The 25,690-nt window shown below is 62.6% G+C and carries 19 protein-coding genes; 11 read left to right on the top strand and 8 right to left on the bottom strand.

Features of this window, described 5'->3' with window-relative positions:
* Nucleotides 1–10: 10 nt before the first annotated feature.
* Nucleotides 11–1,441 (top strand): sugar nucleotide-binding protein, encoded by a 1,431-nt coding sequence (locus G6N32_RS19880; RefSeq protein WP_115321503.1) that lies wholly within the window; start codon nt 11–13, stop codon nt 1,439–1,441.
* Here the strand turns inward: G6N32_RS19880 and G6N32_RS19875 are convergent.
* The 4 genes from G6N32_RS19875 to G6N32_RS19860 all read right to left on the bottom strand — a co-directional run bounded on the left by G6N32_RS19875 (nt 1,438) and on the right by G6N32_RS19860 (nt 9,620).
* Nucleotides 1,438–4,389 carry an MMPL/RND family transporter gene (locus tag G6N32_RS19875; protein ID WP_115321502.1) on the bottom strand — a complete coding sequence of 984 codons (2,952 nt, stop codon included), beginning with the start codon at nt 4,387–4,389 and terminating at the stop codon, nt 1,438–1,440. The genes G6N32_RS19880 and G6N32_RS19875 overlap by 4 nt on opposite strands.
* The gene (locus tag G6N32_RS19870; RefSeq protein ID WP_115321501.1) at nt 4,390–7,272 is read right to left on the bottom strand and encodes an MMPL/RND family transporter; all 2,883 of its coding nucleotides are present in this window, start codon (nt 7,270–7,272) and stop codon (nt 4,390–4,392) included.
* On the bottom strand, nt 7,269–7,679 hold the full coding sequence (locus G6N32_RS19865; RefSeq protein ID WP_232077191.1) for an MmpS family transport accessory protein: 411 nt from the start codon (nt 7,677–7,679) through the stop codon (nt 7,269–7,271). Before G6N32_RS19865 ends, G6N32_RS19870 begins: the two co-directional genes overlap by 4 nt.
* A gap of 543 nt (nt 7,680–8,222) precedes the next feature.
* Nucleotides 8,223–9,620, bottom strand: coding sequence for a non-ribosomal peptide synthetase family protein (locus G6N32_RS19860; RefSeq protein ID WP_232077190.1), 1,398 nt, complete (start codon nt 9,618–9,620; stop codon nt 8,223–8,225).
* A gap of 121 nt (nt 9,621–9,741) precedes the next feature.
* On the opposite strand from G6N32_RS19860, the gene G6N32_RS19855 reads away from it, so the two are divergent.
* The 4 genes from G6N32_RS19855 to G6N32_RS19840 all read left to right on the top strand — a co-directional run bounded on the left by G6N32_RS19855 (nt 9,742) and on the right by G6N32_RS19840 (nt 13,988).
* Nucleotides 9,742–10,722: a sulfotransferase family protein gene (locus G6N32_RS19855; RefSeq protein WP_115322025.1), complete on the top strand. Its 981-nt coding sequence runs from the start codon at nt 9,742–9,744 to the stop codon at nt 10,720–10,722.
* Nucleotides 10,723–10,800: 78 nt separating this feature from the next.
* Nucleotides 10,801–12,069, top strand: a complete 1,269-nt coding sequence (locus G6N32_RS19850) for a glycosyltransferase (protein WP_115321500.1) — start codon at nt 10,801–10,803, stop codon at nt 12,067–12,069.
* 68 nt (nt 12,070–12,137) lie between these two features.
* Nucleotides 12,138–12,968 (top strand): TylF/MycF/NovP-related O-methyltransferase, encoded by an 831-nt coding sequence (locus G6N32_RS19845; RefSeq protein ID WP_276047876.1) that lies wholly within the window; start codon nt 12,138–12,140, stop codon nt 12,966–12,968.
* A gap of 36 nt (nt 12,969–13,004) precedes the next feature.
* Nucleotides 13,005–13,988, top strand: coding sequence for a Gfo/Idh/MocA family protein (locus G6N32_RS19840; RefSeq protein ID WP_115321498.1), 984 nt, complete (start codon nt 13,005–13,007; stop codon nt 13,986–13,988).
* Here the strand turns inward: G6N32_RS19840 and G6N32_RS19835 are convergent.
* The 3 genes from G6N32_RS19835 to G6N32_RS19825 are packed head-to-tail and all read right to left on the bottom strand — an operon-like array spanning nt 13,936 to nt 17,694.
* Nucleotides 13,936–14,751 carry an alpha/beta fold hydrolase gene (locus G6N32_RS19835; RefSeq protein WP_115321497.1) on the bottom strand — a complete coding sequence of 272 codons (816 nt, stop codon included), beginning with the start codon at nt 14,749–14,751 and terminating at the stop codon, nt 13,936–13,938. The two genes, G6N32_RS19840 and G6N32_RS19835, sit on opposite strands and share 53 nt — an antisense overlap.
* Before the next feature lie 15 nt (nt 14,752–14,766).
* Nucleotides 14,767–16,416: a GMC oxidoreductase gene (locus G6N32_RS19830; protein WP_115321496.1), complete on the bottom strand. Its 1,650-nt coding sequence runs from the start codon at nt 16,414–16,416 to the stop codon at nt 14,767–14,769.
* 60 nt (nt 16,417–16,476) lie between these two features.
* Nucleotides 16,477–17,694 carry a glycosyltransferase family 4 protein gene (locus tag G6N32_RS19825; protein ID WP_115321495.1) on the bottom strand — a complete coding sequence of 406 codons (1,218 nt, stop codon included), beginning with the start codon at nt 17,692–17,694 and terminating at the stop codon, nt 16,477–16,479.
* A 142-nt stretch (nt 17,695–17,836) separates the two neighbouring features.
* Between G6N32_RS19825 and G6N32_RS19820 the strand changes: the two genes are divergently transcribed.
* From G6N32_RS19820 to G6N32_RS19800, 5 genes are all read left to right on the top strand, one after another.
* Nucleotides 17,837–18,838, top strand: a complete 1,002-nt coding sequence (locus G6N32_RS19820; protein ID WP_115321494.1) for a Gfo/Idh/MocA family protein — start codon at nt 17,837–17,839, stop codon at nt 18,836–18,838.
* 80 nt (nt 18,839–18,918) lie between these two features.
* Entirely contained in the window at nt 18,919–19,917 is a 999-nt protein-coding gene (locus G6N32_RS19815; protein ID WP_115321493.1) for a Gfo/Idh/MocA family protein, read from the top strand.
* 14 nt (nt 19,918–19,931) lie between these two features.
* Nucleotides 19,932–21,206, top strand: a complete 1,275-nt coding sequence (locus G6N32_RS19810) for a glycosyltransferase (protein ID WP_115321492.1) — start codon at nt 19,932–19,934, stop codon at nt 21,204–21,206.
* 12 nt (nt 21,207–21,218) lie between these two features.
* Complete coding sequence (locus G6N32_RS19805; protein WP_115321491.1) at nt 21,219–21,695, top strand: GDP-mannose 4,6-dehydratase; 477 nt, start codon at nt 21,219–21,221, stop codon at nt 21,693–21,695.
* Between the two features lie 131 nt (nt 21,696–21,826).
* Nucleotides 21,827–22,720, top strand: coding sequence for a hypothetical protein (locus tag G6N32_RS19800; protein WP_115321490.1), 894 nt, complete (start codon nt 21,827–21,829; stop codon nt 22,718–22,720).
* 46 nt (nt 22,721–22,766) lie between these two features.
* Here G6N32_RS19800 and G6N32_RS19795 read toward each other — a convergent pair whose 3' ends face one another.
* Nucleotides 22,767–23,858, bottom strand: a complete 1,092-nt coding sequence (locus tag G6N32_RS19795; protein WP_115321489.1) for a glycosyltransferase family 4 protein — start codon at nt 23,856–23,858, stop codon at nt 22,767–22,769.
* A 561-nt stretch (nt 23,859–24,419) separates the two neighbouring features.
* Between G6N32_RS19795 and G6N32_RS19790 the strand changes: the two genes are divergently transcribed.
* Entirely contained in the window at nt 24,420–25,664 is a 1,245-nt protein-coding gene (locus G6N32_RS19790) for an acyltransferase family protein (protein WP_115321488.1), read from the top strand.
* Nucleotides 25,665–25,690: the final 26 nt, after the last annotated feature.

Below are 25,690 nucleotides of genomic sequence, written 5' to 3'. Positions count from 1 at the left end.
AGCGCAAGCAATGACGGAGCTCGGAAAACCACTCCGCGCGACGGAGACGGCGATTCCCGGCTTGGTCATCTGGGATCTGCCTGTTCACGGTGACAATCGGGGCTGGTTCAAGGAGAACTGGCAACGCGAGAAGATGGTGGCCGCCGGGATGCCCGACTTCGGGCCCGTGCAGAACAACGTCTCGTTCAACGAATCCGCCGGCACCACCCGTGGCATTCATGCCGAGCCGTGGGACAAGTACATCTCGGTGGCGACCGGACGGATCTTCTGCGCCTGGGTCGACCTGCGCGATGGCCCGACGTTCGGGACGGTGGTGACGGCGGAAGTCGACCCGTCCCGGGCCGTGTTCGTGCCGCAGGGTGTCGGCAACGGATTCCAGACCCTGGAGCCGAATACTGCTTACACCTACCTGGTCAACGACCATTACTCGCCGGATGGTGTCTATACCTCGCTGAATCCAGCCGACGAGACCATCGCGATCGACTGGCCGATCCCGCTGGATCAGGCCGAGCTGTCCGCCAAAGACCGGGCTCAGGGCCCGCTGTCGGAGGTTGTCCCCGTGCGGCCGCGCAAGATCCTGGTGATCGGTTGTAACGGACAGTTGGGCCGCGCTCTGCGTGACGCCTACGACGGCCTGTCGTATGTCGAGTACGTCGATCTGCCCGACTTCGATCTGACGTCCCGCGATTTCGCCTCGGCGCGCTCCTGGCGCGAGTACCAGACGATTGTCAACGCCGCGGCCTACACCGCGGTCGATCTGGCTGAGACTCCGGACGGTCGAGAGGCGGCGTGGGCGGCGAACGTCGCCGGCATCGCGAACCTGGCGCGGGTCGCGGCGGCACACCGCCTGACGGTTGTGCACGTGTCGACGGACTACGTGTTCGACGGGAGCGCGACGCGGCCCTACCGTGAGGACGATCCGATGACGCCGCTGGGCGTCTACGGGCAGACGAAAGCCGCCGGCGACCAGATCATCGGGACACTGGACCGGCGTTACATCCTGCGCACCTCGTGGGTGATCGGTGATGGCCGAAACTTCGTGCGCACCATGCTTTCTCTGGCCGAACGAGGTATCGACCCGTCGGTGGTCGACGACCAGATCGGCCGGCTGACGTTCACCTCGGAGCTGGCCCGGGCCATCCGGCATGTGACCGAGACCCGCGCACCGTACGGGACCTACAACGTGACCGGATCCGGGCCGGCCACGTCCTGGGCCGACGTGGCGCGGCGTACGTTCGAACTCGCCGGTCACGATCCTTCGCGGATCAGCGGGGTGTCAACGGCGGAGTACTTCAGCACGGCCACGAATCCTGTTGCGCCGCGCCCGCTACACGGGGTCCTTGATCTCGCGAAGATCGAGTCCACCGGGTTCGTGCCCGCTGATGCCGGTGAGAGCCTGGCGGATTACGTCCGCCTGGAGACCCGGACAGCAGTCAATTAGACCGTTGCTCTTGGGATTTCGGCGGTGACGGGTTCGTCATCCGCACGGTCCTCGCGAGGCAGCATGTAGGCGCGAACCGACGCGCGTGTTCCCTCGGACCGGAGCATGAAGCTCGCCGGGCGGGGACGCACCAGCTGCGGCCACCAGAACCACCTGCCGAGCAGCACGGCGATCGACGGCGTCATGAACGACCGTACGACAAGGGTGTCGAACAACAGGCCCAGGCCGATGGTGGTGCCGACCTGACCGATGATCTGCAGATCGCTGGTGACCATCGCGGCCATGGTGAACGCAAACACCAAGCCGGCGTTGGTCACAACTTTTCCGGTGCCGCCCATCGCGCGGATGATGCCGGTGTTGATGCCGGCCCCCAACTCTTCCTTGATCCGCGATACCAGCAGCAGGTTGTAATCCGAGCCGACCGCCAACAACACGATGACCGACATCGGCAGCACCATCCAGTGCAGTTTGATGCCGAGGATGTATTGCCAGAGCAGCACCGACATACCGAAGGACGCGCCCAATGACAGCGCGACAGTCCCCACGATCACCAGGGCTGCGATCAGGCTGCGGGTAATGAGCAGCATGATGATGAAAATCAGGCAGAGTGCACCGATCGCCGCGATCCAGAGATCGTATTTGGAGCCGTCGCTGAAGTCCTTGAACGTCGCGGCGGTCCCGGCGATGGAGATCTTCGACCCTTGCAGTGGCGTCGTTTTGAGCGCTTCCTCGGCCGCGAGTCGGATCTTGGCGATGCTCGCGATGCCCGCAGGCGACGCGGGTTCGTCCTTGTGGGAAATGATGAACCGCGCGGCTTTTCCATCGGGGGATAGGTAGGAGCTCATCGCCCGCTTGAAATCAGGGTTCTCGAAAACCTCTGGCGGCAGATAGAAGGTGTCGTCGTCCTGGGCCGCGTCGAATGCCTGCCCCATGGCGCCGGTGTTGGAATTTGAATCGTCGAGCACTCCGAACGTTCCGGACATGGTGGCGTGCATTTTGAGCATCATGTCCCGCATCGATTCCATGATTGAGATCATCTGAGGGATCTGCACGAGAAGCTGGGGCATTAGCTGGTCCAATGTCGCGAACTGGACGAGCATTTCCTTCATTTTGTCGTTGATTTGGCTGATGCCGTCGATCGCGTCGAATACCGATCGGATCGAGAAGCAGATCGGGATGTCGTAGCAGTGTGGCTCCCAATATAAATACGCCCGGATGGGCCTGAAGAAGTCGTCGAAGTCGGCAGCGCCCCCCATGAGCAGCTTGACCACTTCGGACATTTCTTTCGTCGTGATGAACGAATCGTGGGTGATGTCGTTGAGCCGCTTCTGCAGTTCATACATGCGCTTCATCAACACGATTTGCCGGTCGAGCAGCTTGACCTGCGCGAGCATGTCGTCCATGCGTGCTTTCAGGAACTTGATACTGCTCTGCATGCCCGCGTTCTGCATATCCATCAGGAAGGGCACCGAGGTGTGCTCGATCGGTGTGCCTTCAGGGCGGGTGATGCCCTGAACCCGGGAAATGCCAGGCACTTTGAAGATGGACTTTGCCAGTCTGTGCAGGATCAGGAAGTCAGCCGGATTCCGCATGTCGTGGTCGGATTCGACCATGAGGATTTCGGGCATCATCCGGGCCTGGGAGAAGTGCCGGTCAGCGGCCGCGTTTCCGACGTTCGCGGGAAGATCCTGCGGAATGTAGAGGCGGTCGTTGTAGCTCGTCTGGTAGCCGGGCAGTGCAAGCAGGCCGACCAGCGCGATCGCGATCGTGGTGATGAGAATGGGTACCGGCCAGCGGACGACCGCGGTGCCGATACGTCGCCAGCGGCGGTTCCTCAGCCGGACTTTGGGATCGAACAGCTTGATGCGGCTGCCGACGGCCAGAAAAGACGGAACCAGCGTGACGGCAACCGCGACCGCGACGAACATGCCGACCGCCGACGGCACACCCATGCTCTGGAAGATGGGTAGCCGAGTGAAGCTCAGGCACAGCATCGCTCCGGCGATGGTCATACCGCTGCCCAGGACGACGGGGGCGACGCTGCGGAAGGTGCTGTAGAAAGCGGATTCAATGTCTTCACCACATTGACGCGCCTCGTGATATCGGCCGAAGAAGAAAATGCCGTAATCGGTTCCTGCGGCCATTGCCAGCGCAACCAGCAAGCTGACCGCAAACGTGGAGAGGCTGATGACGCTGTGGTCGGCGAGAAACGCCACGACGCCGCGCGCAATAAGGACTTCGATACCGACCGTCAGCAACAAACCGATGACTGTGATGATCGAGCGGTAGACGAAGAGCAGGATCACGAAAATGATGACGCCGCCGACCGCGGTCATCTTGATCATCGAGTGGTCGCCCGCGTGCTGCATATCGGCGACCAATGCCGCCGGGCCGGTCACATAGACCTTGATCCCGGGTGGCGCGGGCGTTCGTTCGACGATACCGCGGACGGCGTTGATCGACTGTCCACCCAGTGTCGTGCCTTGATTACCGGCCAGGTTCAACTGGATGTAGACGGCTTTACCGTCTTTGCTCTGCGCACCGGATGCGGTGAGCCGATCCCCCCACAGGTCTTGCACGTGCTCGACATGCGTTGTATCGCTTTTCAGCTCGCGAATCAGTCCGTCGTAATACGTGTGTGCTTCCTCGCCGAGTTCCTGCTGACCCTCCATCACCAGCATGGCGAAACTGTCGGAGGTGGATTCCTGGAACACATTGCCCATGCGGTGCATCGCAATGACCGCCGGGGCATCCTGTGGCGCCATCGGCACCGAATGGTCCCGACCGACGGTCTCCAGCCAGGGAACGAAAAAGGTCACATAGACGGTGATCGCCACCCAGGCCACAATGATGAGCGGTGACAGCGCGCGAATTGAACGCGCGATAGCCGGCCGTCGGGTCGGGCTGGTCGGTTCGGCCGGCTGGGCTGCGAGTTGGGTGTCCGCCACTTACCGCTCTTGGTTCTGCAACAAGGCGCGCACTAGCGGACGCGGTCCTGTCGGTCGGAGCATTGAGCTGGCGGGACGGGGCCGAACCCGCTGTGGCCACCAGAACCAGCGGCCCAGCAGCGCGGCGATAGACGGTGTCATGAACGCGCGTACCACCAAGGTGTCGAACAGCAGGCCAACTGCGATCGTGGTGCCGACTTGGCCGATGCTGATCACATCGCTGACGATCATCGACGCCATGGTGAACGCGAACACCAGGCCCGCGGTCGTCACGACTTTGCCGGTTCCAGCCATAGCGCGGATGATTCCGGTGTTGATACCGGCGCTCAGCTCTTCCTTCATTCTCGCGACCAGTAGCAGGTTGTAGTCAGATCCGACGGCCAAAAGGATGATCACGGTCATCACGAAGACCGACCAATGCAATTGAATGCCGAGTAGGTACTGCCATATGAAAACGGCCAGGCCGAAGGACGCACCTAGTGAAAGCAGTACCGTCCCAACGATCACCATCGCTGCAATAAGGCTTCGCGTGACGATCAACATGACGACGAAGATCAGGCACAGCGCCGAAACGACCGCGATGATCAAATCGTATTTGGTTCCGGTGACGGTGTCTTTGACGAGCGCGGCGGTACCGGCGAGAGAGATCGGCGAGCCCTCCAAAGGAGTGCCCTTGAGAGCTTCCTCCGCCGCGCTCTTAATCGCATCGACTCGGCCAATGCCGTCGGGCGAGGTGGGGTCGCCCTTCTGGGAGATCAGCATGCGAACGGCCTTACCGTCCGGTGAGATGAAGATCTTCATGACTCGTTTGAAGTCTTCGTTTTTGAAGACCTCCGGCGGAATATAAAACGAGTCGTCGTTCTGGGCGGCGTCGAATGCCTTACCCATGGCAGTGGAATTCGTGCCGTTGCCGTCCATCTGGCCCAACACACCGGACATAGTGCTGTGCATGGTGAGCAGCATTCCGCGCATGCTCGTCATGATCGCGATCATCTCCGGGAACTGGGCAAGCAGCTGCGGCATGATCACGTCCATCTGGTCCAGATTCGCGGTCAGCTGTTGCAGTTTGTCGGTCAGTCCGTCGACGCCGTCAAGGACGTCGAAAATGCTTCGTATTGACCAGCAGATCGGGATGTCGAAGCAATGCGGTTCCCAGTAGAAGTAATTGCGGATGGGCCGGAAGAAGTCTTCGAAGTCGGCGATATGGTCACGCAATTGCATGGTGATATCGGCCATTTCGTGCGTGCTTTTCACCATCTGATGCATCGTGGCTGACAACTGCTTCATCAAGTCGTACATGTGCGACATGATGGCGATGGTCTGCCCTAATTGATCGGCCTGTGTGAGCAGGTCCGCCATACGCTGCTTCTGGAAGAACATGAACTGCTGCTGGCCGGCCTGCTGCGCGCTCATCAGATACGGAATCGTCGTGTGCGCGAGAGGGGTTCCCTCGGGGCGTGTAACGGCCTGAACTTTCTCGATACCCGGAACTGCAAGGACCGCCTTGGCCAGCTTGTTCAGCACCAGGAAATCTGCCGAATTGCGGAGGTCGTGATCCGTCTCCACCATCAGTATTTCGGGCGTCATCATCGCCGACGGCGGGAAGTGCCTCGCCGCTGCGTTGATGCCGTCAGTGGCGGGAATGCTTTTCGGCAGGAAATGCTGGTCGTTGAAGTCGGGCTTGAAGCCGGGCAGCGTCAACAGTCCGACCAGCGTGATCGCCAGGGACGCAACCAGAATGGGCCCAGGCCACCGGACGATCGCCGTTCCGATGCGCCGCCATCCGCGGGTGCTGGCAGGCCGCTTGGGCTCGAACAGGCCGAAACGGCCGCCTGCGGCGATGACCGCCGGAACGAGGGTGAGGGCCACTGCGACCGCGACCAAGATGCCGACCGCGCACGGGACGCCCAGAGCTTGGAAGGCGGGCAGTCGGGTGAAGCTGAGACAGAACGTGGCCCCCGCAACCGTCAGGCCGGTGGCCAATACGACGTGGGCGACCCCGCGGTAGGTCGTATAGAACGCCGTCTCGCGATCCTCGCCGGCAAGGCGCGCCTCGTGATAGCGCCCGATGAAGAAGATGCCGTAGTCCGTTCCGGCCGCGATCACCAGCGCCACCAACAAGTTCACCGCAAGACTCGTCAGTCCGATGATCTCGAAATGGCCTAGGAGCGCGACGATTCCGCGGGCCGCCTGCAGCTGTACGAAGACCACCATCAGCAGCGCGATCACGGTAAGTGGCGCGCGATAGATGATCAGCAGCGTCACGAGAATGACCGCGATACTCACCAAAGTGATGGTGGTGACCGTGCTGTTTCCGGCGACACTGATGTCGGCGGCCAGCGCCGCGGGACCGGTCACGTATGTTCTGATGCCCGGTGGGGCGGGAGTCTGTGCGACGACGTGCTGGACGGCCTGGACCGATTCGTTGGCTAGGGCGTCGCCCGCTCTGCCAGTGACGATGATCTGAACGTAGGCAGCCTTACCGTCATCGCTCTCCGCGGCTGCGCTGGTAAGTGGATCACCCCAGAAGTTCTGGATGTGCTGCACGTGCTTTGTGTCGCTTCGCAATTGCCGGATCAGCCGGTCGTAGTACGCATGCGCGTCATCGCCAAGGGGTTGTTGACCTTCGAGGACGATCATCACCGGGGCGTTGCCGCTCGTGGACTCCTGGAACACCTCGGACATGCGCTGCGTCGCCTTCCACGACGGCGCGTCGGTGGGGTTCTGGGAGACCGCGTGCTCGGCCTCGACCTGCTCCAGAGTTGGAACGCCGAGCGTCAAGCCGACGATGATCGCCAACCAGCCCAAGATGACCAGCGCCGAGAATCGGCGAATCGTGTCCGCGACGACGGGCCGGCCGGTGTCCAGCTGGTGATTACTCATGCGGCCTTCAGCAGACAGGAGACGAAGGAACTTACTTCATGCGTCACGGTCTTCTCGTCCTTGACGACGCCGTCGACAGATATCCGGCAGCCGATGGTGTCGCTGTCGCCTTGCGCCGCGATGCTCCCGATGCCCGCGGCAGCCGAGATCGGGAACTCCAGCGACCACGGCAGCGTCGCGTCGGTGTGTACCGGGTTGCCGTCTTCGTCGAAATAGCTGATCTGGGCCGGCGTTCCTGAAGGTCCGAAGATCTCGTACTTCATATGCTTGGGGTTGTACGGCTTGCCCTTGTCGTTCTTGGTGTCGCCGTACGAGAGCGACTTCTCGCTCCCGAAGATCCCGTGCAGGCGATACACGGTCAGGCCCCCGGCGGCGAGCACGGCGATCACCACCAGTGGAATCCACAACCGGCTTAACGACTTCAGCGGTAGGCCACGATTTCGACTCTTACGGGCGGGACTTGCGGCCTGGGGCGGTGGTGGAGCCGATGGGTGAGCAGGCGGCGCGGGGGCGTCGTCGTGGGGGCGGATGATGACATCGGGCTGAGTTTGCGCAACGTCGGGCGAACGTCCTTCGATCACCGCACGACGACCTTTCCCATCTTCCACGCGCTTCCGCTTCCAGCACCAGCCGCCGGCTGGAGAATGCACCAACTCATCGGGTGGCAAGCCCTCTCGGCGTCGCCTGTGTGGCGGGCGTCACAGTCCCTCGTACGGTTATCCCCGCAAACGAGCGACGCCCCCGAGAGCGCGACCGATCTCGACGAGAGTCAACCATGATGAGGGCCTCCGTATGGGCTCTTTTGGTGATGCAACAGCGGAGCATACGCGCTTGCGCATGCGTAAATGTGTGGTTATGGCTAACTGTTATACCGGCTTCGTACTGGTTGCATTGACGTGCCCGCAAGCAGCCTCGCCGCAGGCTTGGAAGTTTCACTCGGAGCGAAATCGCTAGTCGATCTCGCCGCTGAGGCCGAACTCGGCCAAGGTGCGTTCGGCCAGTTCGCGCAACGCTGCCCGAGTGGTCACCGAACCCGGTTGATAGCCCCGCACGCAGACGCCGACCTGGTTCATCTCCATCGAAGTCCCGACGAACACCTGCAATTGGCTGCCCGTCCGCTCTAGCCACCCTCGGGTGACGTTCTGGCTCGCGCCGCGCGCGAACATCGCGTCACACAGCGTGCCGTCGGGCCTGCTCGCTGCGGGGCCGGTATCGCCGAGGTTCGAGCAGACCGCGGGTCGCTCCGGATCGCTGACCGCGTAGTCGATCAGATGCCGCCATGCGCGCTTTGGGGTGAAGGGCGTCAGTGCGACGAGCTCAGCCGACTCGTCCTCGGTGTCCTTGGCATCCTTGAGCGCCTGCTTGATCGAGGTGCGGGCCTGCGTCAGATCGGTCGTCACACCGTTCGGGTCGATACCTACCCGAACGAAGGAGACGGCGACCGCGCGCGCATCGTCCATGGTGCGGGTGTTGACCGTCAGCAGTAATCGGACGTCCGCGGCGTCGCCGTGTGTACGACCCATATGCCGGTCGAGTCGAGCGGTGAATGCCGCGGCCAATGCGCTGGCGGTTCCGCCGAGTGCTTCAGCTCGGGCATTCCATTCGTCCAGCCGGAGCCGGATCCAGATGTTGGGCGCGATGACGAGGTCATCCGCGCCGCGGGTCGAAACGGCCACCGGCAGCGAGGCCTGCGCCTGGGAGTGAGTGACATCTTGCTGGCGCCGCCGGGCTTCCTTTGCCGCAGCGAGAACCGCCCGGCCGACCGAGGGAACATCGCGCGCAGTCTCGACGGCGTCCTGGGTCAATGCGCGCAGTCCCGGGCGAGAGCGCGGCGGCGGGTAGCCCAGATCGCGAGACATGCCCAGCAGCGCCTCGGTCACCGCGACCGCAGCGCCGATGCCGTCGATGACGTAATGCGAGAGCACGAGGCTGATCGCGGTGGAGCCGTCGCTGAGCGGGACAACACTTATTCGCCAGCCGGGTCCCGATTCCGGGTCGATGGGGAGTTGAGTGCGCTCGTCGAACCAGTCGCCGAGTTCCGCTCGCGGGCGAACGGTGGTGGCGATTTCGAGCTCTGACGATTCCGGCGCTGCGACCCACCGATGCCGGCCGAAGGGCAGCGGCGACCGCTCGATGAGCCGTCCCATCATTCCTTTGCCGAGTTCGCGGCGGAACCGCTTCAGCGCTTCTATGTCAACCGCGCGCTGGTAGACCCAACCGACCTGCATCACTTCCTTCTGGCCGGCCGCTTGATGACCCGCGTAGAAGGCCTGGTCCATCAAATCGAGCCGATTGTCCCGCTGAGCAGCATCGTTGGCCGCGGGCGCAGGGCGGTCCTGGATTGACACGAGCGTCAGAGTAGCCGACCGGTGTGGTCGGGAGGGCTGGACTCGAGCGGTCGCCGCGGTCATGACGTAACCGGGCGATACCTTGTCGAGGAAGTCGGCGGACCCCTATTCTGCGGCGGTGATCAAAAGTCAGCCGGGCGCCCAGGGTCGACCGGTTGCTCTCTTCGTATTGGGTAACGGGCGGTCCGGAACTTCGGCTCTGGCACAGGTTCTCGCGCTCAGCGGTGCCGCGCTTCCGCCCGGCTTGTTGGGCGCCACGTCCGAGAATCCCCGGGGCTTCTTCGAACCGCGTGCCGTCATCCACCTGAACCAGGCGATTCTGCACGACCACGGAAGTTCCGGCTACGACACTTCGCTGGTGCCGCACGACGACGATGTGTTCAGCGTCGGACGCAACACCGCGTGGGTCGCCAAGGCGAAGGACTATCTCAGCGGACTTCCGGCCGCACCACTGGTGGTCATAAAAGAACCGAAGACGACGACGGTGTCGGGCATCTGGTTCGAGGCGGCCCGCCAGGCGGGGTTCGACGTCGCCGCCGTGATCGCGGTTCGCCATCCCGACGAGATCATCGGTTCGCTCAGGAAGCGAGCCAACCAACAGAACTATGTGGACTCGTCACCGGAACTCACCTGCGCCTGGTGGTTGAAATACAGTCTGCTGGCCGAACGAGACACTCGCAGTGTGCCGCGGGTGTTCGTCGAATACGCCAACCTCCTCAGGGACTGGCGTCTGGAGGTGAAGCGGATCTCCACTGCGCTGGGTGTCGATCTCGACATCGAGGACGAATGCGCGGTCGACGAGTTCCTCACCCCTGACCTGCGGCATCATCAAATCCGCGGCGCGGTGACCGAGCCCTTCGGCACTGACTGGATCGGCACGGTCTACGAAACTCTGGCCGCCGCTGCGCGGGACGAGTCCTGGGATGCCTCGGAATTGGATCGTGTGTACGCCGCCTTCGCGGCCGGCGAGCGCGGCTTCAGTAAAGCCTTCGAGGATTCCCGTCGCTACCGCAACATCAACCGCCTGCTGCCACCGCCACTGGTCAAGCTGGGTTTGGAGACCCTGGCCCTTGCGCACCGGCGCAAGGGGACATGGTCATAGTTGCGCCGGGTGGTACCTGACCGAGTTACGCTGCCCGGCGGCTGAGCGGGTACGGGGACGAAGGGCCGGGAGCATCCGATGAAATTTGTGCTGGCTTTTTACGGCACCCGTGGCGATGTCGAGCCCGGGATCGCTGTTGGGCGCGAACTGATGCGCCGCGGTCATCACGTGCAGATGGCCGTCCCTCCGGACGCGATCGGTTCGGCCGAGGCTGTCGGCCTCGAAGCCGTGGCCTACGGGCCGGACACCCGGACCTGGCTGGAGGACACCCGCGACTTCTGGGGCTTCTTCTTCCGCAATTTCTGGCGCGTCCGCGATGTGCGGAACTACCTCCGGGAATCCCGTGAGCCCGGCATCAAGGCGTGGGGCGAGATGACCAAGGCGCTGGCTTCCATTGCGGGCGGGGCGGATCTCTTGGTGACCGGAGTGAGCTACGAGGAACTCGCGTTCGACGTCGCTGAATATAGCGGCACTCCACTGGCCACCCTGTTGTGGTATCCGATGCGGGTGAACGGCAAGCTCTTGCCGTTCTTGCCCGAACCTGCAGTCCGCGCGGTCATGCGGCTGGGGGAGGCGGTGATCTGGCGGGGGGTGAGAAACGAGGTCGGCGAAGCGCGGCGTGAGCTGGGACTGCCCCCGGCGACCGGGCCGGTACCGGGGCGGATCGCCGAACTCCAGCTGCTGGAGATCCAGGCTTATGACGCCGCGCTGTTCCCGGGGCTGGCACAGGAGTGGGCGCACTGGGAAGGTCAGCGCCCCTTCGTCGGGACCCTGACGCTGGAGTTGGCCACCGAAGCCGACTCCGACGTGATGGCTTGGATTGCCGCGGGGACGCCGCCGATCTGCTTCGGTTTCGGCAGCATTCCGGTCGAGTCACCCGCCGACATGATCGCAATGATCGCCAGCGCTTGCGCACAGGTCGGCGAGCGGGCGTTGGTGTGTGCTGGCTGGACCGATTTCAGCGACGTCCCGCAGTACGACAACCTGAAGGTTGTGGAAGCGGTGAACTACGCGACGATTTTTCCGTCCTGCCGTGCGGTCGTGCACCACGGCGGCGCGGGCACCACCGCAGCAGGGCTGCGCAGTGGAATTCCGACATTGGTCCTGTACATGGCGGATGTGCAGATGATCTGGGGCGCCGCGGTCAAGAAGCTGAAGGTGGGGACCTACCGGAAGTTTGCCGCCGCCTCCGAGAAGACGCTGGTCAAGGATTTGCGCACCATTCTCGCCCCCGAATATCGCACTCGTGCCCGCGAGCTCGGAGCCCGGATGATCACGCCCCCCGACAGCGTCTCGACCGCCGCGGACCTCATGGAGAACTTCGCCCGCAGCAAGCAAGCCCGGTGAAATCCGATCCGGGCAAACTCCGATAACTGACGGCTGGGCAAGTTTAGACTCAGCGCCGAAATGCTGGCATGCGAGATAGGGCCATTTTGACCATCACCGACTACGACGTGCGATCTCTGTACCTCGACCTGCTCCGGCGGAACCTGACCCGGTTCGGAATGCATGAGCGGATGCCCTCGGACTGGCCGTTGCGGCGACGTCTACTGCTGAAAGCTGCCAACACCTTAGGTCCGAAACTTCGCGGTGGCGGCGTGAGCGCTCAGAACTATCGGGAGGCGGGACTGGACTGGCCGGCCGAGGCCGAGACGATGATCGGTATGAAACGGCTCACCAGCCTGCAGGAGTGCGTCGAGACGGTACTTGCCGACGACGTCCCCGGCGACCTCGTCGAGACCGGAGTGTGGCGCGGCGGCGCGTGCATTCTGATGCGGGCGGTGCTGGCTGCCTATGGGGATCGGACCCGCAACGTGTGGCTCTGTGACTCCTTTCAAGGTGTTCCGCGCTCTGATACCGAGAACTACAAGGCGGACAAGGGGATTCACGCAGAGATCGTCTCGGGCATCCTCGGCGTTTCAGAGGCCGACGTCCGGAAGAACTTCGAGCGTTACGGCCTGCTGGACGATCAAGTTCGTTTCCTGCCAGGCTGGTTCAAGGACACGCTGCATGACGCTCCGATCGAGGCCATCTCGGTGCTGCGACTCGACGGCGACCTCTACGAATCCACGATTCAGGCGCTGGACGCGCTCTACCCGCGCCTGTCGCCCGGCGGCTTCTGCATCGTCGACGACTACCTGGCGGTGAAGGCGTGCGAACAGGCTGTCACCGACTATCGGAACAAGCACGGGATCACCGCGGAGATCGTCGACATCGACGGCACCGGAGTGCTGTGGCGCAAATAGCGCAGACGGAACTGTCTTCGCCATCGCGCAGGAAACATGGCTGACGGCTCGGTACGGATCGGCATTCTCGGTGCTGCCGGCGTCGCGCGAACGGCGGTGATTAAACCGGCCAAGGACAACCCCGAGGTCGAGGTTGTGTCGGTGGCCGCTCGCGATGTCGACCGCGGACGCGCTTACGCCGCACGGCACGGCATCGGCACAGTCCACGACAGCTACGAGGCGCTGATCGCGGATCCCGCCGTTGACGCCGTATATATACCGCTACCGAATGCCTTGCACGGCAAATGGATTCGAGCCGTGCTCGAAGCTGGCAAGCATGTTCTGGTGGAGAAGCCGTTCGCGGCCAATGCCGCCGAGGCCCGCGAGCTGGCGGCGCTGGCGGCCCAGTCGGATCGCGTGGTGATGGAAGGTCTGCACCACCGCTACCACCCCGCCTCGGTGCGGATCGAGCAGATCCTCGCCTCTGGGGAACTGGGGACGATTCAGCGGGTCGAGGCGGTCAACTGTTACCTGCTACGTGACTTCGCGGGTTCTCGTTACAGCTACCCGCTTGGCGGCGGAGCGACGATGGATCTCGGGTCCTACATCGTCGACACGATTCGAGTGTACGGGGGCTCGACCCCGGAAGTTGTTTCCGCACAGGCAAAGATACGCGGATCGCAGATAGACCGGGTGATGACCGCGGAGCTCAGATTCGCCGAAGGCCACACCGGCAGGCTGCATTGTTCGATGTGGTCGGCCGAGGTGCCGCATTACGGCACGAAGGTGGTGGGGGACCGAGGCGAGTTGAGGTTGCATCCGCTGGCGCCGTTTCAGCGGTTCTCGGTCCGATCCGCCGACGGCAGACGCGATGAGAAGTTTCCGATGCGCGCCACCTACGCCTATCAACTGGATGCGTTCGCGGGGGCGGTGTTACGGGGCGAGCCGGTGCGGACATCTGCGGTGGATGCGGTTGAGAACATGACGATCATCGACGGGATCTACCGTGCCGCCGGCCTTGCCGTCCGCGAACCGGTCTAGCCGCCAGTTCGGCAGGTAGCCTGCCGCCGGTCAACCAGGCGTCGGCGACGCGGGCGAAGAGATCCGGGTGGTGCAGAGGCCAGTCATGTCGCATACCTGTGGCGACTCGATCGACACCGTGCGGCATTGATCGCGCGAGCAATGCCGCGCATCGGTGAAGCGCTCGCATTTCACCAGTGCCGGTTACGAACAATGATGGTGCGAACGACTTTTGCAGTCCGGCAGGGATGGTGAATCCTGCCGACGACTCAGCAATATGGGCGAAGTGCGCACCTGCATTCAACCGGGCGTCCTGCTCATAGCTCTCGTTCTGCACGGCGTACCCGGCGTCCCAATAGCGATTTATCAGAAGCCATCGCAGTGCAGCGGTGCGGGCGAACATGCCGGCCAGCTTGCGTGTGAGCTGGACCGCCGGCAGTGTGTTCACCACGGTGCTGCTCAACACCGCCCGGTCGACGAGATGCGGTTCGGTGGCCAAGAGCTGGACTCCGACCTGGGCCCCGAGTGAGTAGCCGACCACGTGCGCGCGGCCGGTTTCGACGCGGGCGCGGATCAGTTCGGCCACCATGCCGGCTGCTCGGCCCATCTCGAACGGGCCTGCCTGAAAGCTCCTGCCGTACTGAGGAAGATCAGGAACCAGACAGCGGTAGTGCGGTAACCGGGCGACCACCGGATTCCAGGTCCAGCCGCTCATGATTCCGCCATGCAGGAATACGATCGCGGGCGCGTCGACCGGACCGGAGGCGCGTACGAACAGATCCACTCCTGCGATGCTAGGTCAGTCGGCGAAGTGCGCTTCGTTGATGTGCTCGGCGACCCGCAGCGCGTTGGCGGCGATCGTCAAGCTCGGGTTGATGCCGCTGCTGGACGGGAAGAACGACCCGTCCACGACGTAGAGGTTGTCCACCTCGTGTGCGCGGTTCTGCGGGTTCAGCACACTGCTCGCCGGATCGGTGCCGAAGCGGACCGTGCCGCAGACGTGGCCCAGGGTTCCGTTGTCTTCACCGGTACGCAGGGTCAGCGTGCGGAACGGCTGCAGCACCTCTTTGAGTGCACCCAGGAACACTTCGCGGCGCTGGATCTCGTTGGGATGCAGCCGGTACTGCAGGCGCAGCCGCTGACGGCCGTCGACACTCGGCCGATCGCTGGGCAAGACACGGTTGTCCCGATAGGGCAGGTCTTCCATGATCGCGGCGAGGACCAGTCCGCCGCTGATCACTCTGTCGTAGATCGGCCGCGCAATGGGGCTGCTCCACCGCAAAGCCTTTGAGATCCAGCCTGGCTGGTTCATCATCATGTCGATGGGGGCCAACGAGGCCATCGAGCTGGCTGACTGCACCGTGCCGTATTTCTGGCCGTCGATGAAATAGAAGTCGTTGAGTCCGATCTCTTTGTTCTCGGCGGTGATCTTGCTGCCGCGCTGGGGCCAGATCTCGATCCAGTCCATGACATGGCGCATGAGGTTGCGGCCCACCATGTCTGAGCCGTTGGCCAGCCCACGATTCCAGTCCCCGGATCGGGAATTTAGCAACAGCACCGGGGTGGCGAGCGCGCCCGCCGCCAGCACCACCACTTTGGCCCTCAGCGCGAGCATGTCATGGCGGCGCTGGCAGATCACGCGTTGTACCCGGGTCTGGTCTGACTCGAGCCGCAGCACCCGGCATTCGGCCAGCAGCGCAGCACCGTACTCGGTGATGGCGGGCAGCACGCCGCTTCGGGCCCCGTCGTACTTGCACCCCTTAGGGCAAAGGTAGGCCTGGCATGTCGCGCAGTCGTCGGTGTAGTCACAGGCCATCGGCAGGTGATAGGGATGAAGTCCGCGCCCGGCCAGATAGTTCACCAATGGCTGATTGTCTGCCGAAAACGGCGGCGCGGCGGGCAGTCCCACGTCTGCCGATTCCGGCCGCAGCGGATCCGGCTGGCCGCGTACCCCCAGGAGTTTCTCGGCCTCGGCGTACCAGGGCGCAAGCTGTTCGTAGGTGATCGGCCAGGTCTCCGGCACAGTGGATTCGCCAGGGTCGGTGAAGAACTGGCGGGGAGCGAAGTCGTCGACGAAAAACCGTTCGCAGACCATGCCGTAGAGAGCGGAAGATCCGCCGGGCCCGGCGCCGATGAACGGAACAAACTTTTTCGGGAAGCGCCCGCTGATATCGGTAACTTCGTCGTTGCTGCGGCCCGCACGGGCCAGCGTGTCGTAGTAGGTCTCTTTCGACCGGGAGGCTTGTGGCTCGGCCATTTCCGGCATCGCTGCGCGGATCGTTCCCGGTGTCCCCGGCAGCGTCGAGCGTCCCTTCTCCACGAACAGGACGCGCCGGCCCGCTCGGGCCAGCCGTTGGCCGAGCATGCCACCACCCATACCGGCGCCGACGACGATGACGTCCCACTCGACGCGTTCGGCCCCGCGCCCAGTCAGTTCGCCGTCAGGCACAATCGAGCTCCTCGTTGAGATTGCCCAAAACCGGCCTGATCTGGGCGATTCGGGATGGTATCAACGCAAGCCGAGAATGGCGGCGAATTCGGCGTCGTGGCGATCACGCTCGAAGCGCCTGACCGATTCCGCGGCACCGTAGGCGAGGCGGCGGCGCAGGTCTTCGTCCGCTTCCAGCTTCATCAAGTTGGCTGCGAGCGCGTGTGCGTCGCCCGCTGGACTCAACAGTCCGGCGACGTAGGGCTGGATGATCTCTGGGGTGCCACCGGAGTTGGTTCCGCAGACCGGAAGTCCCGCTCGCATCGCCTCCACAGTCACCCGGCCAAAGGCTTCGCTTTGGCTACACATCAGACCGACGTGGGCGGCTGCCCAGTAGGGGCCGAGGTCGCGGGTCGGCCCGTGAATGGTGACCAGGTCTTCGACGCCTAGGCGTTGAGCAAGGGCGTGAAACGGTTGTTGGTTGCCAGTCCCGATGAGTGAGAGTTCGATGTCGACACCGGCCTGGCGCGCGATCGCGACGGCTTCGATGGCCAGCCGCTGTCCCTTGGCATGCGAGAGATAACCGGCTAGGACGGTTCGCATGCGCTCATCGGGGTGGCGCTCCGGCGGTGTGCCGAGTGGAGTGTCTACGGCCGGATAGAACACGACCGTGTTCATTGTCGGATCTATCCCAAGCACGGCTTCCTCGACCGCTTGCGAAATGCAGATCGCTGTGTGCGATAGCCGGCCGATCATGCGGACGGTCCTGGCGTAGCCGTACAAGAACCAAAGTCCGTGATCGTCTCGCCCGAATTCGTCGACCATCCAGTAATGGGGGATGCCGAGAATTTTGGCAGCGATAGCGTGCGACGGAATGGTCATCGTATTGGTGACCACTACGGTGGGGCGCTCGCGAATCAGCAACGCCAGTGCCTGCACGATGCCCGGGAGCAGAACAATGTTGTAGGGAAGCCAGCCGATAACCACGTGCGGGTCGATGCGAAACCGCGACCATTTGCCGAAACCCCACCACGGAACCCACGCAGTTTTTGCCCTTACCCCGTATCCAGCGCAGGCCTTGACGGCGTCGCCTTTGCCTGGGAACACGGCGACGACATCAATGTCCGGCCGCTTCTCCCGGAGAGCCAAGAGCGCGTCTCGGAAACAAATAACACCGCCGCCGCCGAAGCTGCTGACATTCGAGACCACGACAGCTCGGGGAGCGGCGTTTTGATCGCATGAAGTTCCGTTCGCGCGAAGGCGGTTTCGCGCACGGTGCATGACCCCGGCGGCAAACATGGGCGAAGTATAGGGGACGGTCCACCGGCGCTAATCCGTATCGGCACCGCGCGATCTCGCGGTTGCGGTGACGCCGGCCAATGGCGATTAAGCTGCGTGAATTGGTGATCTGGTCGCTTCAAACAAGGTGTTAGCATCGCGCATGCCTGACAGCGCTGCCACCGTTCGGATCGGCGCGCTGGGCGCGGCCCAGATCGCGCCGGCGGCCCTGATTGAGCCCGCCAAGGGCAACCCGGAGGTCGTGGTCACCGCCGTCGCGGCGCGCGACGTATCACGCGCCCAAGCTTTTGCGGCCAAACATGGCATCGCGCGGGTGCACAAAAGCTACGAGGCGCTGTTAGCCGACCCAAAGGTTGACGCGGTCTACAACCCGTTGCCAAACGGCTTGCACGGCAGGTGGACTCGAGCCGCGCTGGAGGCTGGTAAGCACGTCCTGTGTGAAAAGCCGTTCACCGCCAACGCCGCGGAGGCCCGCGAGATCACAGACTTGGCGGCGGAGTCGGATCGGGTGGTGATGGAGGCGTTTCACTACCGGTATCACCCGTTCGCCGTGCGCGCCGAGGAGATCATCGCATCTGGAGAACTGGGCACCCTGCAACGTGTGGATGTCGCGTTCTGTTTTCCGTTGCCCAAGTTCTCCGACATTCGCTACAACTTCGCCCTCGCCGGAGGCGCCACCATGGACGCCGGTTGCTATGCAGTGCACATGCTGCGGACATTCGGCGGTTCGACGCCGGAAGTTGTTTCGGCACAGGCGAAGCTGCACACGCCGCAGGTGGACCGGGCGATGCGGGCCGAATTGCGCTTTCCCGAAGGTCACACCGGCCGGCTTCGGTGCTCGATGTGGTCGGCAGATCTGCTGCGGATCAGTGTCACGGTGTTGGGCGATCGCGGCGAGCTCCGAGTGATCAACCCGGTGCTGCCGCAGCTGTTCCATCGGTTCACCGTCCGCACGGACGCCGGCAAGCGGGTCGAGCGCTTCCCGCGACGCGCCAGCTATGCCTACCAGCTGGACGCCTTCGCCTCGGCGGTGCTCCGCGGCGCGCCGGTGCAGACCGGCCCGCTGGATGCGATCGAAAACATGACCGTGATCGATGCGATTTACCGCACTGCGGGTTTGCCCGTCCGCGAGCCGAGCCGCTGACGGTAATGTCAATTCGGGCCATCCATGGCTAGAACGCGTTCTAGTATCGCGGCGGCGGCTTGAACAGGGAGAGAGAAGGAATGCCAGATAGCGCTGGCCGGGTACGCATCGGCATCCTGGGTGCGTCCAGCTTCGCGCCGACGACGATCATCAACCCGGCTAAGGACAACCGCGATGTCGTGGTGGCTGCGGTGGCGTCGCGTGACCAGCCCAGTGCCGACGAATTCGCCGCCAAGCACGGCATCGCGAAGGCTTACGGCAGCTACGAGGCGCTGATCGACGACCCGGAGCTGGACGCGATCTACGTTCTGGTGCCGACCAGCATGCACGGTAAGTGGACGAAAATCGCGCTCGCCGCCGGTAAGCATGTGCTGGTCGAGAAGCCGTTCACGGCGAACGCCGCCGAAGCCCAGGAGATCGCCGATCTGTCCGCGTCGTCGGACCGTGTCGTCATGGAGGCGATCCAATTCCGCCACCATCCACTGACCCGCCGTGTCGAGGAGATCATCGCCTCAGGTGAGCTGGGTGTCCTGCAGCAGGTTGACGTCACCCTGTGCGTGATGCTGCCGACGTTCAAAGCCAATTGCTACAACTACGCCATGGCGGGCGGCGCGATGATGGACGCCGGCAGCTACGTGACGAACATGGCCCGCACGTTTGGCGGCTCGACGCCGAAAGTTGTTTCGGCACAGGCAAAATTGCAAAAGCCCCGGGTCGATCGGGCAATGAAGGCCGAACTCGAATACGCCAACGGCCACACCGGGCGCTTGCAGTGCGCGCTGTGGTCGGGGAATCTCTTTCGAGCAAGCGCCAAGGTCGTCGGTTCTGACGGCGAATTGCGCTGGCTCAGTCCCGCCGCACCTAACCTGTTCCCGCGGCTCTCGATCCGGTCGGCCAACGGGAAACGGTCCGAGCGCTTCTCGCGCCGCCCCACCTATTCCTTCCAGCTGGACGCCTTCGCCGGATCGGTGCTGCGCAACGAGCCGGTGCGGACATCACCCCAGGACGCCGTCGAGAACATGAGCGTCATCGATGCCGTCTACCGTGCGGCGGGCCTGCCGATCCGGGAGCCGAGCTGAGCGGTGGTCAAGCGATGAAAGCGGTTCTGGCATGCCACGGCGTCCGCGGTGATGTCGAGCCCAGCGTTGTCATTGGTCGGGAACTCCTGCGCAGAGGCCACGATGTCGTCATCGTCGTCCCACCGAATGTGGTCGGCTTCGCCGAGGCTGCAGGCCTGACGGCGATCGCTTGGGGCACGGATTCGCAGGTCATGATGGACGCGCAGCGTGACTACTGGACATGCTTCTTCCACATGCCCTGGCAACCGAAGGATCTGACCCGGCTGGGCGATCGAATCGGGGAGATAGTCACCCGGTGCTGGACGGAGGAAGCGTTCTCGGCCCTGGCTTCGGCAGCCGACGATGCGGACCTGATCATTGCCGGCAATGGTTTCGAGCAGTTCGCGGCAAACGTCGCCGAACACCGCGGCATTCCGCTGGTCACTGTGGACTTCTTTCCCATGCGGGCCAACGGCAGGGTGCTACCCCTTCTGCCGCCGCCGCTGGGCCGCGCTGCGATGACCGCCTATCAGCGAGTGTCCTGGACAGGTGTGGTGAAGGACGTCGAGGACACCCAGCGTCGTTTGCTTGGCCTGCCACCAGCAACAGAGCCCTGGCCAGCCCGAATCGCCGAACGGGGATCCCTGGAGATCCAGGCCTACGACGCGGCGTTCATCCCGGGGTTGGCGGCCGAGTGGGCTAGTTGGAGTAGCCAACGCCCGTTCGTCGGGACGCTGACGCTGGCGTCCCCCACACAGTCCGATGACGAGGTCGCGTCCTGGATCGCCGAAGGAGCGCCGCCGATCTTCTTCGGGTTCGGCAGCGTGCCGGTCGGTTCTCCCGCCGACACGGTCGCCATGATCAGTGCGGTTTGCGAGCGGTTGGGCGCGCGAGCGGTGGTGGGTGCCGGCTCATCTGATTTCGCCGAGATCTCCTGTCCCGAGCACGTCCAGCTGGTGGGCTTGGTGAACTTCGCGGAGATCTTCCCGCTGTGCCGCGCAGTGGTGCATCACAGCGGTGCCGGGACCATCGCTGCGTGCCTGCGATCGGGAGTCCCGCAGGTGGGTCTTTGGACTCTGCCCGACCAGTGGTTGCGGACCAGCCAGCTCAAGCGGTTGAAGGTGGGTACCGGGCGTCGCTTTACCGCCACAACCGAGAAGTCACTGATCGCGGACCTGCGCACGGTGTTGGCGCCGCAATACCTCACCCGGGCTCGGGAATTCTCGAAACTGATGACAACACCGGCCGAAAGTGCAATGGCGGCAACTGATCTCGTCGAAAAATTCGTCCGCCTGAAACGTCTTTGCTGATCGGGGAAATGCATGGTTGTACACGCTAAGACAGCGTTGATTACCGGGATCACCGGGCAGGACGGTGGTCACCTTGCACCGCTCCTCCATGAGAAAGGCTATGAGGTCTTCGGCGTCATCCGTGGTCAAAGCAACCTTAAAAAAGAGCAGCTACTCGATGAGTTCCCGTACGTCAACCTCATCGAAGCCGACCTGCTGGACCCATCATCGATAATCCGCGCAGTGGACCAATCAGACCCGGACGAGTTCTACAACTTTGGTGCGGTGAGCCAAGCAACCGTGTGCAATCGATTCGCCCGTTCGGGCTGGGAAGCACTCCAACCAGTGTGTACAGCACTCGGGAAGCCCCTTCCGCCTGTCGAAATCAACCAGCGCCGTGCGATCGATCTCTCAGTGATCAGCGGGAGTGCTGAGCGGCCGATATGCGAAATCGGTTGGCATGCAGGATTGAGTTCCGCACTTCCATCGATGATGTCGTCGAAGGGATGAGTGGGCACAAGGTCATGTAATCCGTTGGCGCCCCGTGTGGGCCAACCAGAGTCAGATCGATCCTCGAGATTTACGAAGGCCTTTGGTCAACACCGAGGCAGGGGCCGTCGGCAACGCAGAGTAGGACTACATTGGGCTTCCGCAGCGCACTAACGTTCTGGACGGAGCGTTTCAACAGCGCAGTGCTATCAAAGCAGCGTGTCCTCATCGGCCAGGGACTGGCGTGGCGGGTACGAGACATTCCGTCGATCAACAACTTCTCCGACGTGGAATTCTCCGTCTTCAGCCAGTGGGGAGATGACGGCATCATCCAGTGGCTTATTCACCGGATTCCAGGCCTGAGCGAAACATTCGTCGAATTTGGCGTCGAAGGCTACCAGGAGGCAAACACCAGATTTTTGCTCGTCAACGACAACTGGCGCGGCCTGGTCATGGACGGCTCGCGGCTGAACATCGAGGCCATCAAGCTCGACCCCATCTCGTGGCGCCACGACCTCCAGGCCACCTGTGCCTTCGTTACCGCTGAGAACATCGACCAGCTGCTTCTATCGCACGGGTTTGAAGGTGACATCGGTCTACTGCACATCGACATTGATGGCAACGACTACTGGGTTTGGCGCGCGATCACTGCGATCCGTCCCGCAATCGCCATCATCGAATACAACAGCGTGCTGGGTGCGGAACGGGCGATCACCATTCCCTACGACCCGAAGTTCACGAGAGGGGGACCCACCAACGTGTTGTACTACGGGGCATCTTTACCTGCTTTGTGTGACCTAGGCCAGTCCAGAGGATATGACTTCGTTGGCAGCAACAGCGCGGGCAATAACGCGTACTTCGTTCGCTCTGATCTGCAGCACGGTCTTGAGCCCCTCACGGCGGCAGGGGGTTATGTCGAGTCAAAGTTCACCGAGTCCCGAAATGGTAAGGGTGAGCTGACCTACTTGCGTGGAGAGCAGCGATTGGCCTCCATTCGCGGTTTGCCGGTGATCAACACCCGAACTGGTGTCGAGGAGCAGCTCTGAGCCGAACTGGCACAACTCTTTTTGCGAAGACCGCGCCAGTCTGGCATCACATGATCTTGCGATAGACCTCAGCGGTAGCGGCGGCGCAGGTGTCCCAGGAGAAGGCGCTCAGGCGCGCGTAGCCGCGTGACCGCAGATCGGCTCGCAAGGTTTCAGACGTCACGACACGTTCCAGAACCGCGCGCAACTCCTCAGAACTATTTGGATCGAAATAAAGTCCGGCCGTGTCGACCACTTCCGGAATCGACCCGGCATTGCTGCACACGACCGGGCAACCATGGCTCATGGCTTCAAGTGGGGGGATGCCGAAGCCCTCGTACTTGGACGGATAGATGAACGCACTGGCACCCCGGTAGCGCGCCGCGAGATCACGGTCGGACCCGGACTCGAAGCGCACCCGGTCCGCGATGCCCAACCGCTCGATTCTTTTGCGTTCGTGGTACATCTGGGGGTTTCCGCCGAAGGCAATCAGCTCGAAATTCCGCAGCGCGGGGGAACTGCTGTATGCCTCCAACAAAGTATCAAAGTTCTTGTATCCGTCGCGGTGTCCAACATATAGGAGCGTGGGCCTGTCTTGACCTCCGTCTGCAGTCCCATCGTTAGCGTCTTCAGTCAGCGAATAGCCAAGGTGTACAACGCTCGTGCGTTCTGGATCGACGCCGTGTAGGCGCACGAGGTCTTGCCTCGTGTTCTCCGATATGCAGATCACGTGGTCGGCGCGATTGACAGTGGCGCGTTTCGCAGCGATTGTCTGTTTATCCTCGGGCATGAACAACTCGTGAATCATGTCGTAGACCGTCACAACGCGACGCTTCGCATTACCGAAGGGCTTGGTCGCGTAGTAGGTCTCGTGCACGATGTCTGCATCCGAGTGCGACCAGGCAAGCGGGGCGATCACCTGATTCGTACGTTTGACTGCAAGTGGCACCCAGCCGAACACGTTGTAGGGCACGTACTTCCCACGGGTGAAACGACGAGCGGAATCGGCTGCTAGATAGGCGTTGACATGCAGCGGAGCGATGACGGAGACCTCCGACACCGTGTCGGCCGGTAGCCGGATTGCCAGCTCGAGAAAGTAGCGCGAAACACCGCCATAGCGCTGCATGGAGAAGATCTGGTGATCGAATGCGACTTTCACTGACGCCGAGCCCCGGTGAATTCAGCCTTAACTGTTGCCTGATGATCGACCAACGTACTTTTTGTTAGGGCATAGGCGATTCGGGGACGTAAGTGGGACAGAGCAGGTGCGACTACGTGGTTGGAAATGTCACACGTAAGTATTTTCATGCGGCCTCCTCCACCCCGGACACAGCCGGACCTCGACGAGTGTAGTGGTAGGCCCTAGTTCCCATCGGCGCATGTGCACATCAATAAGCACAACGTACGAGAACGAACGGTTTTATGAGACTTTTGTTGGCGATCAGATAACCTTCGCTACACAGGCGGTGTGCTCGTCGGCGTTACGCGCCGTGCGTAGGGTCGCTGATGATGACTCACTGGTAAAGAAAGCTCTCGTGTATGTCGGGAAACGAGTGAAATTCTTGGTAGCTCTCGGAGTGCCGTCATGTGGCGGCCATGGCCGAGACCATCTAGCTGGCCGAGACGTGGCCGCTGGCTTTGTGGTGCGGTGCTCGGAGAGCGTTTCGCCTTCGATGGACCTCGATCTGCCATCGCGGCCGCGCCGAGCGGATGAGTTGAGATGAGCGCGGACCGGGAAGTGGCCGGCGACAGCGACAACAATGACGACGGGCGCTGCCGTCGCCGGAAGCTAACGCTCGGAGAAGAATTCGATCCGCGAAGCAATGCGCTGAATGCCTGGCGATTGATACTGGCGACCGGTGTCATCCTCTATCACTCCTGGCCCCTCACCGGGCGGCACGTGTCTGTCGCGCCGGTTCAGCAGCTGCTGGGAAACGGATGGGTGGACGGCTTCTTCGCAATCTCGGGATTCTTGATCACCTGGAGTTGGTTCCGGCACAGCAGGGCTCGCGATTACTTCATCGCTCGAGGTCTGAGAATCCTTCCCGGGCTGTGGGTATGCCTTGTCGTCACCGCATTTGTCATCGCTCCGATCGCAATCGAGATCCAGGGTGGCTCGGCGGCAAAGCTGCTGTTGTCGCCCGGGCCGTTCAAGTACGTCCTGGGAAACAGTGCCGTACAGCTACTTCAGCACGATATTGATGGCACGCCCAGTGGGATCCCGTGGAGCGGGGAATGGAACGGTTCTCTATGGACCCTCTTTTGGGAGGCGCTTTGCTATGTCGCTATCGCCGGCCTCGGTATAGTCGGGCTGCTGCGGCGCCGCTGGCTCATTCCCATACTGCTGGCGCTTGCGCTGTACTGGTCGGCCACACTACCGCCGTATGGCGCCCTGATCGATGCGCCGCCGGGCGCGCACGTGCAACTCGACGCAGCGGCCCAGCAGTTGGTCCTCAGCGGCATGGCCGCGCGTTTCGGTGTGATGTTTCTGTCCGGAGCTCTCATCTATCAACTCCGGAACGTGATACCTGCGCGATGGTCACTGGTCGCGTTGAGCGTCGCCATCGTGGTCGGATCGAGCTTTCTTCCCAACTATCGCGTCCTTGCGGCGATTCCGTTGGCGTACGCCATCATCGTTTCAGGGGCTCTCGTCCACAACAAGCGTTTGACGCTTAGGACGGATCTGTCCTACGGCGTCTACATCTACGCATTTCCGGTGCAGCAGTTGCTCGTACTCTCAGGCCTTGCCTTCTTGAACCCGTTTGCCTTCGCGATCGTCGCCGCTGTCGCCACCGTGCCGTTAGCCGCATTGAGCTGGTTTATGGTTGAGAAGCCGGCGGTCGCGCTGAGGTCGCGGCTCAAGCCTAAGGGGCCACCCGAGTTTCGTTCACGTGAAGATGCCTCGCTTCAAACGATTGAGTCGGACTCGTTTGAAGTACCACCGGACGCTTCGAAACAAGGTTGAGATCTATGAGACGTGATGTATCCGAA

It is taken from the genome of Mycolicibacterium aichiense, assembly GCF_010726245.1.
Classification (GTDB): domain Bacteria; phylum Actinomycetota; class Actinomycetes; order Mycobacteriales; family Mycobacteriaceae; genus Mycobacterium; species Mycobacterium aichiense.
Note: the sequence above shows the minus strand (reverse complement) of the source record. Positions and strands in the feature narration are given on the sequence as shown.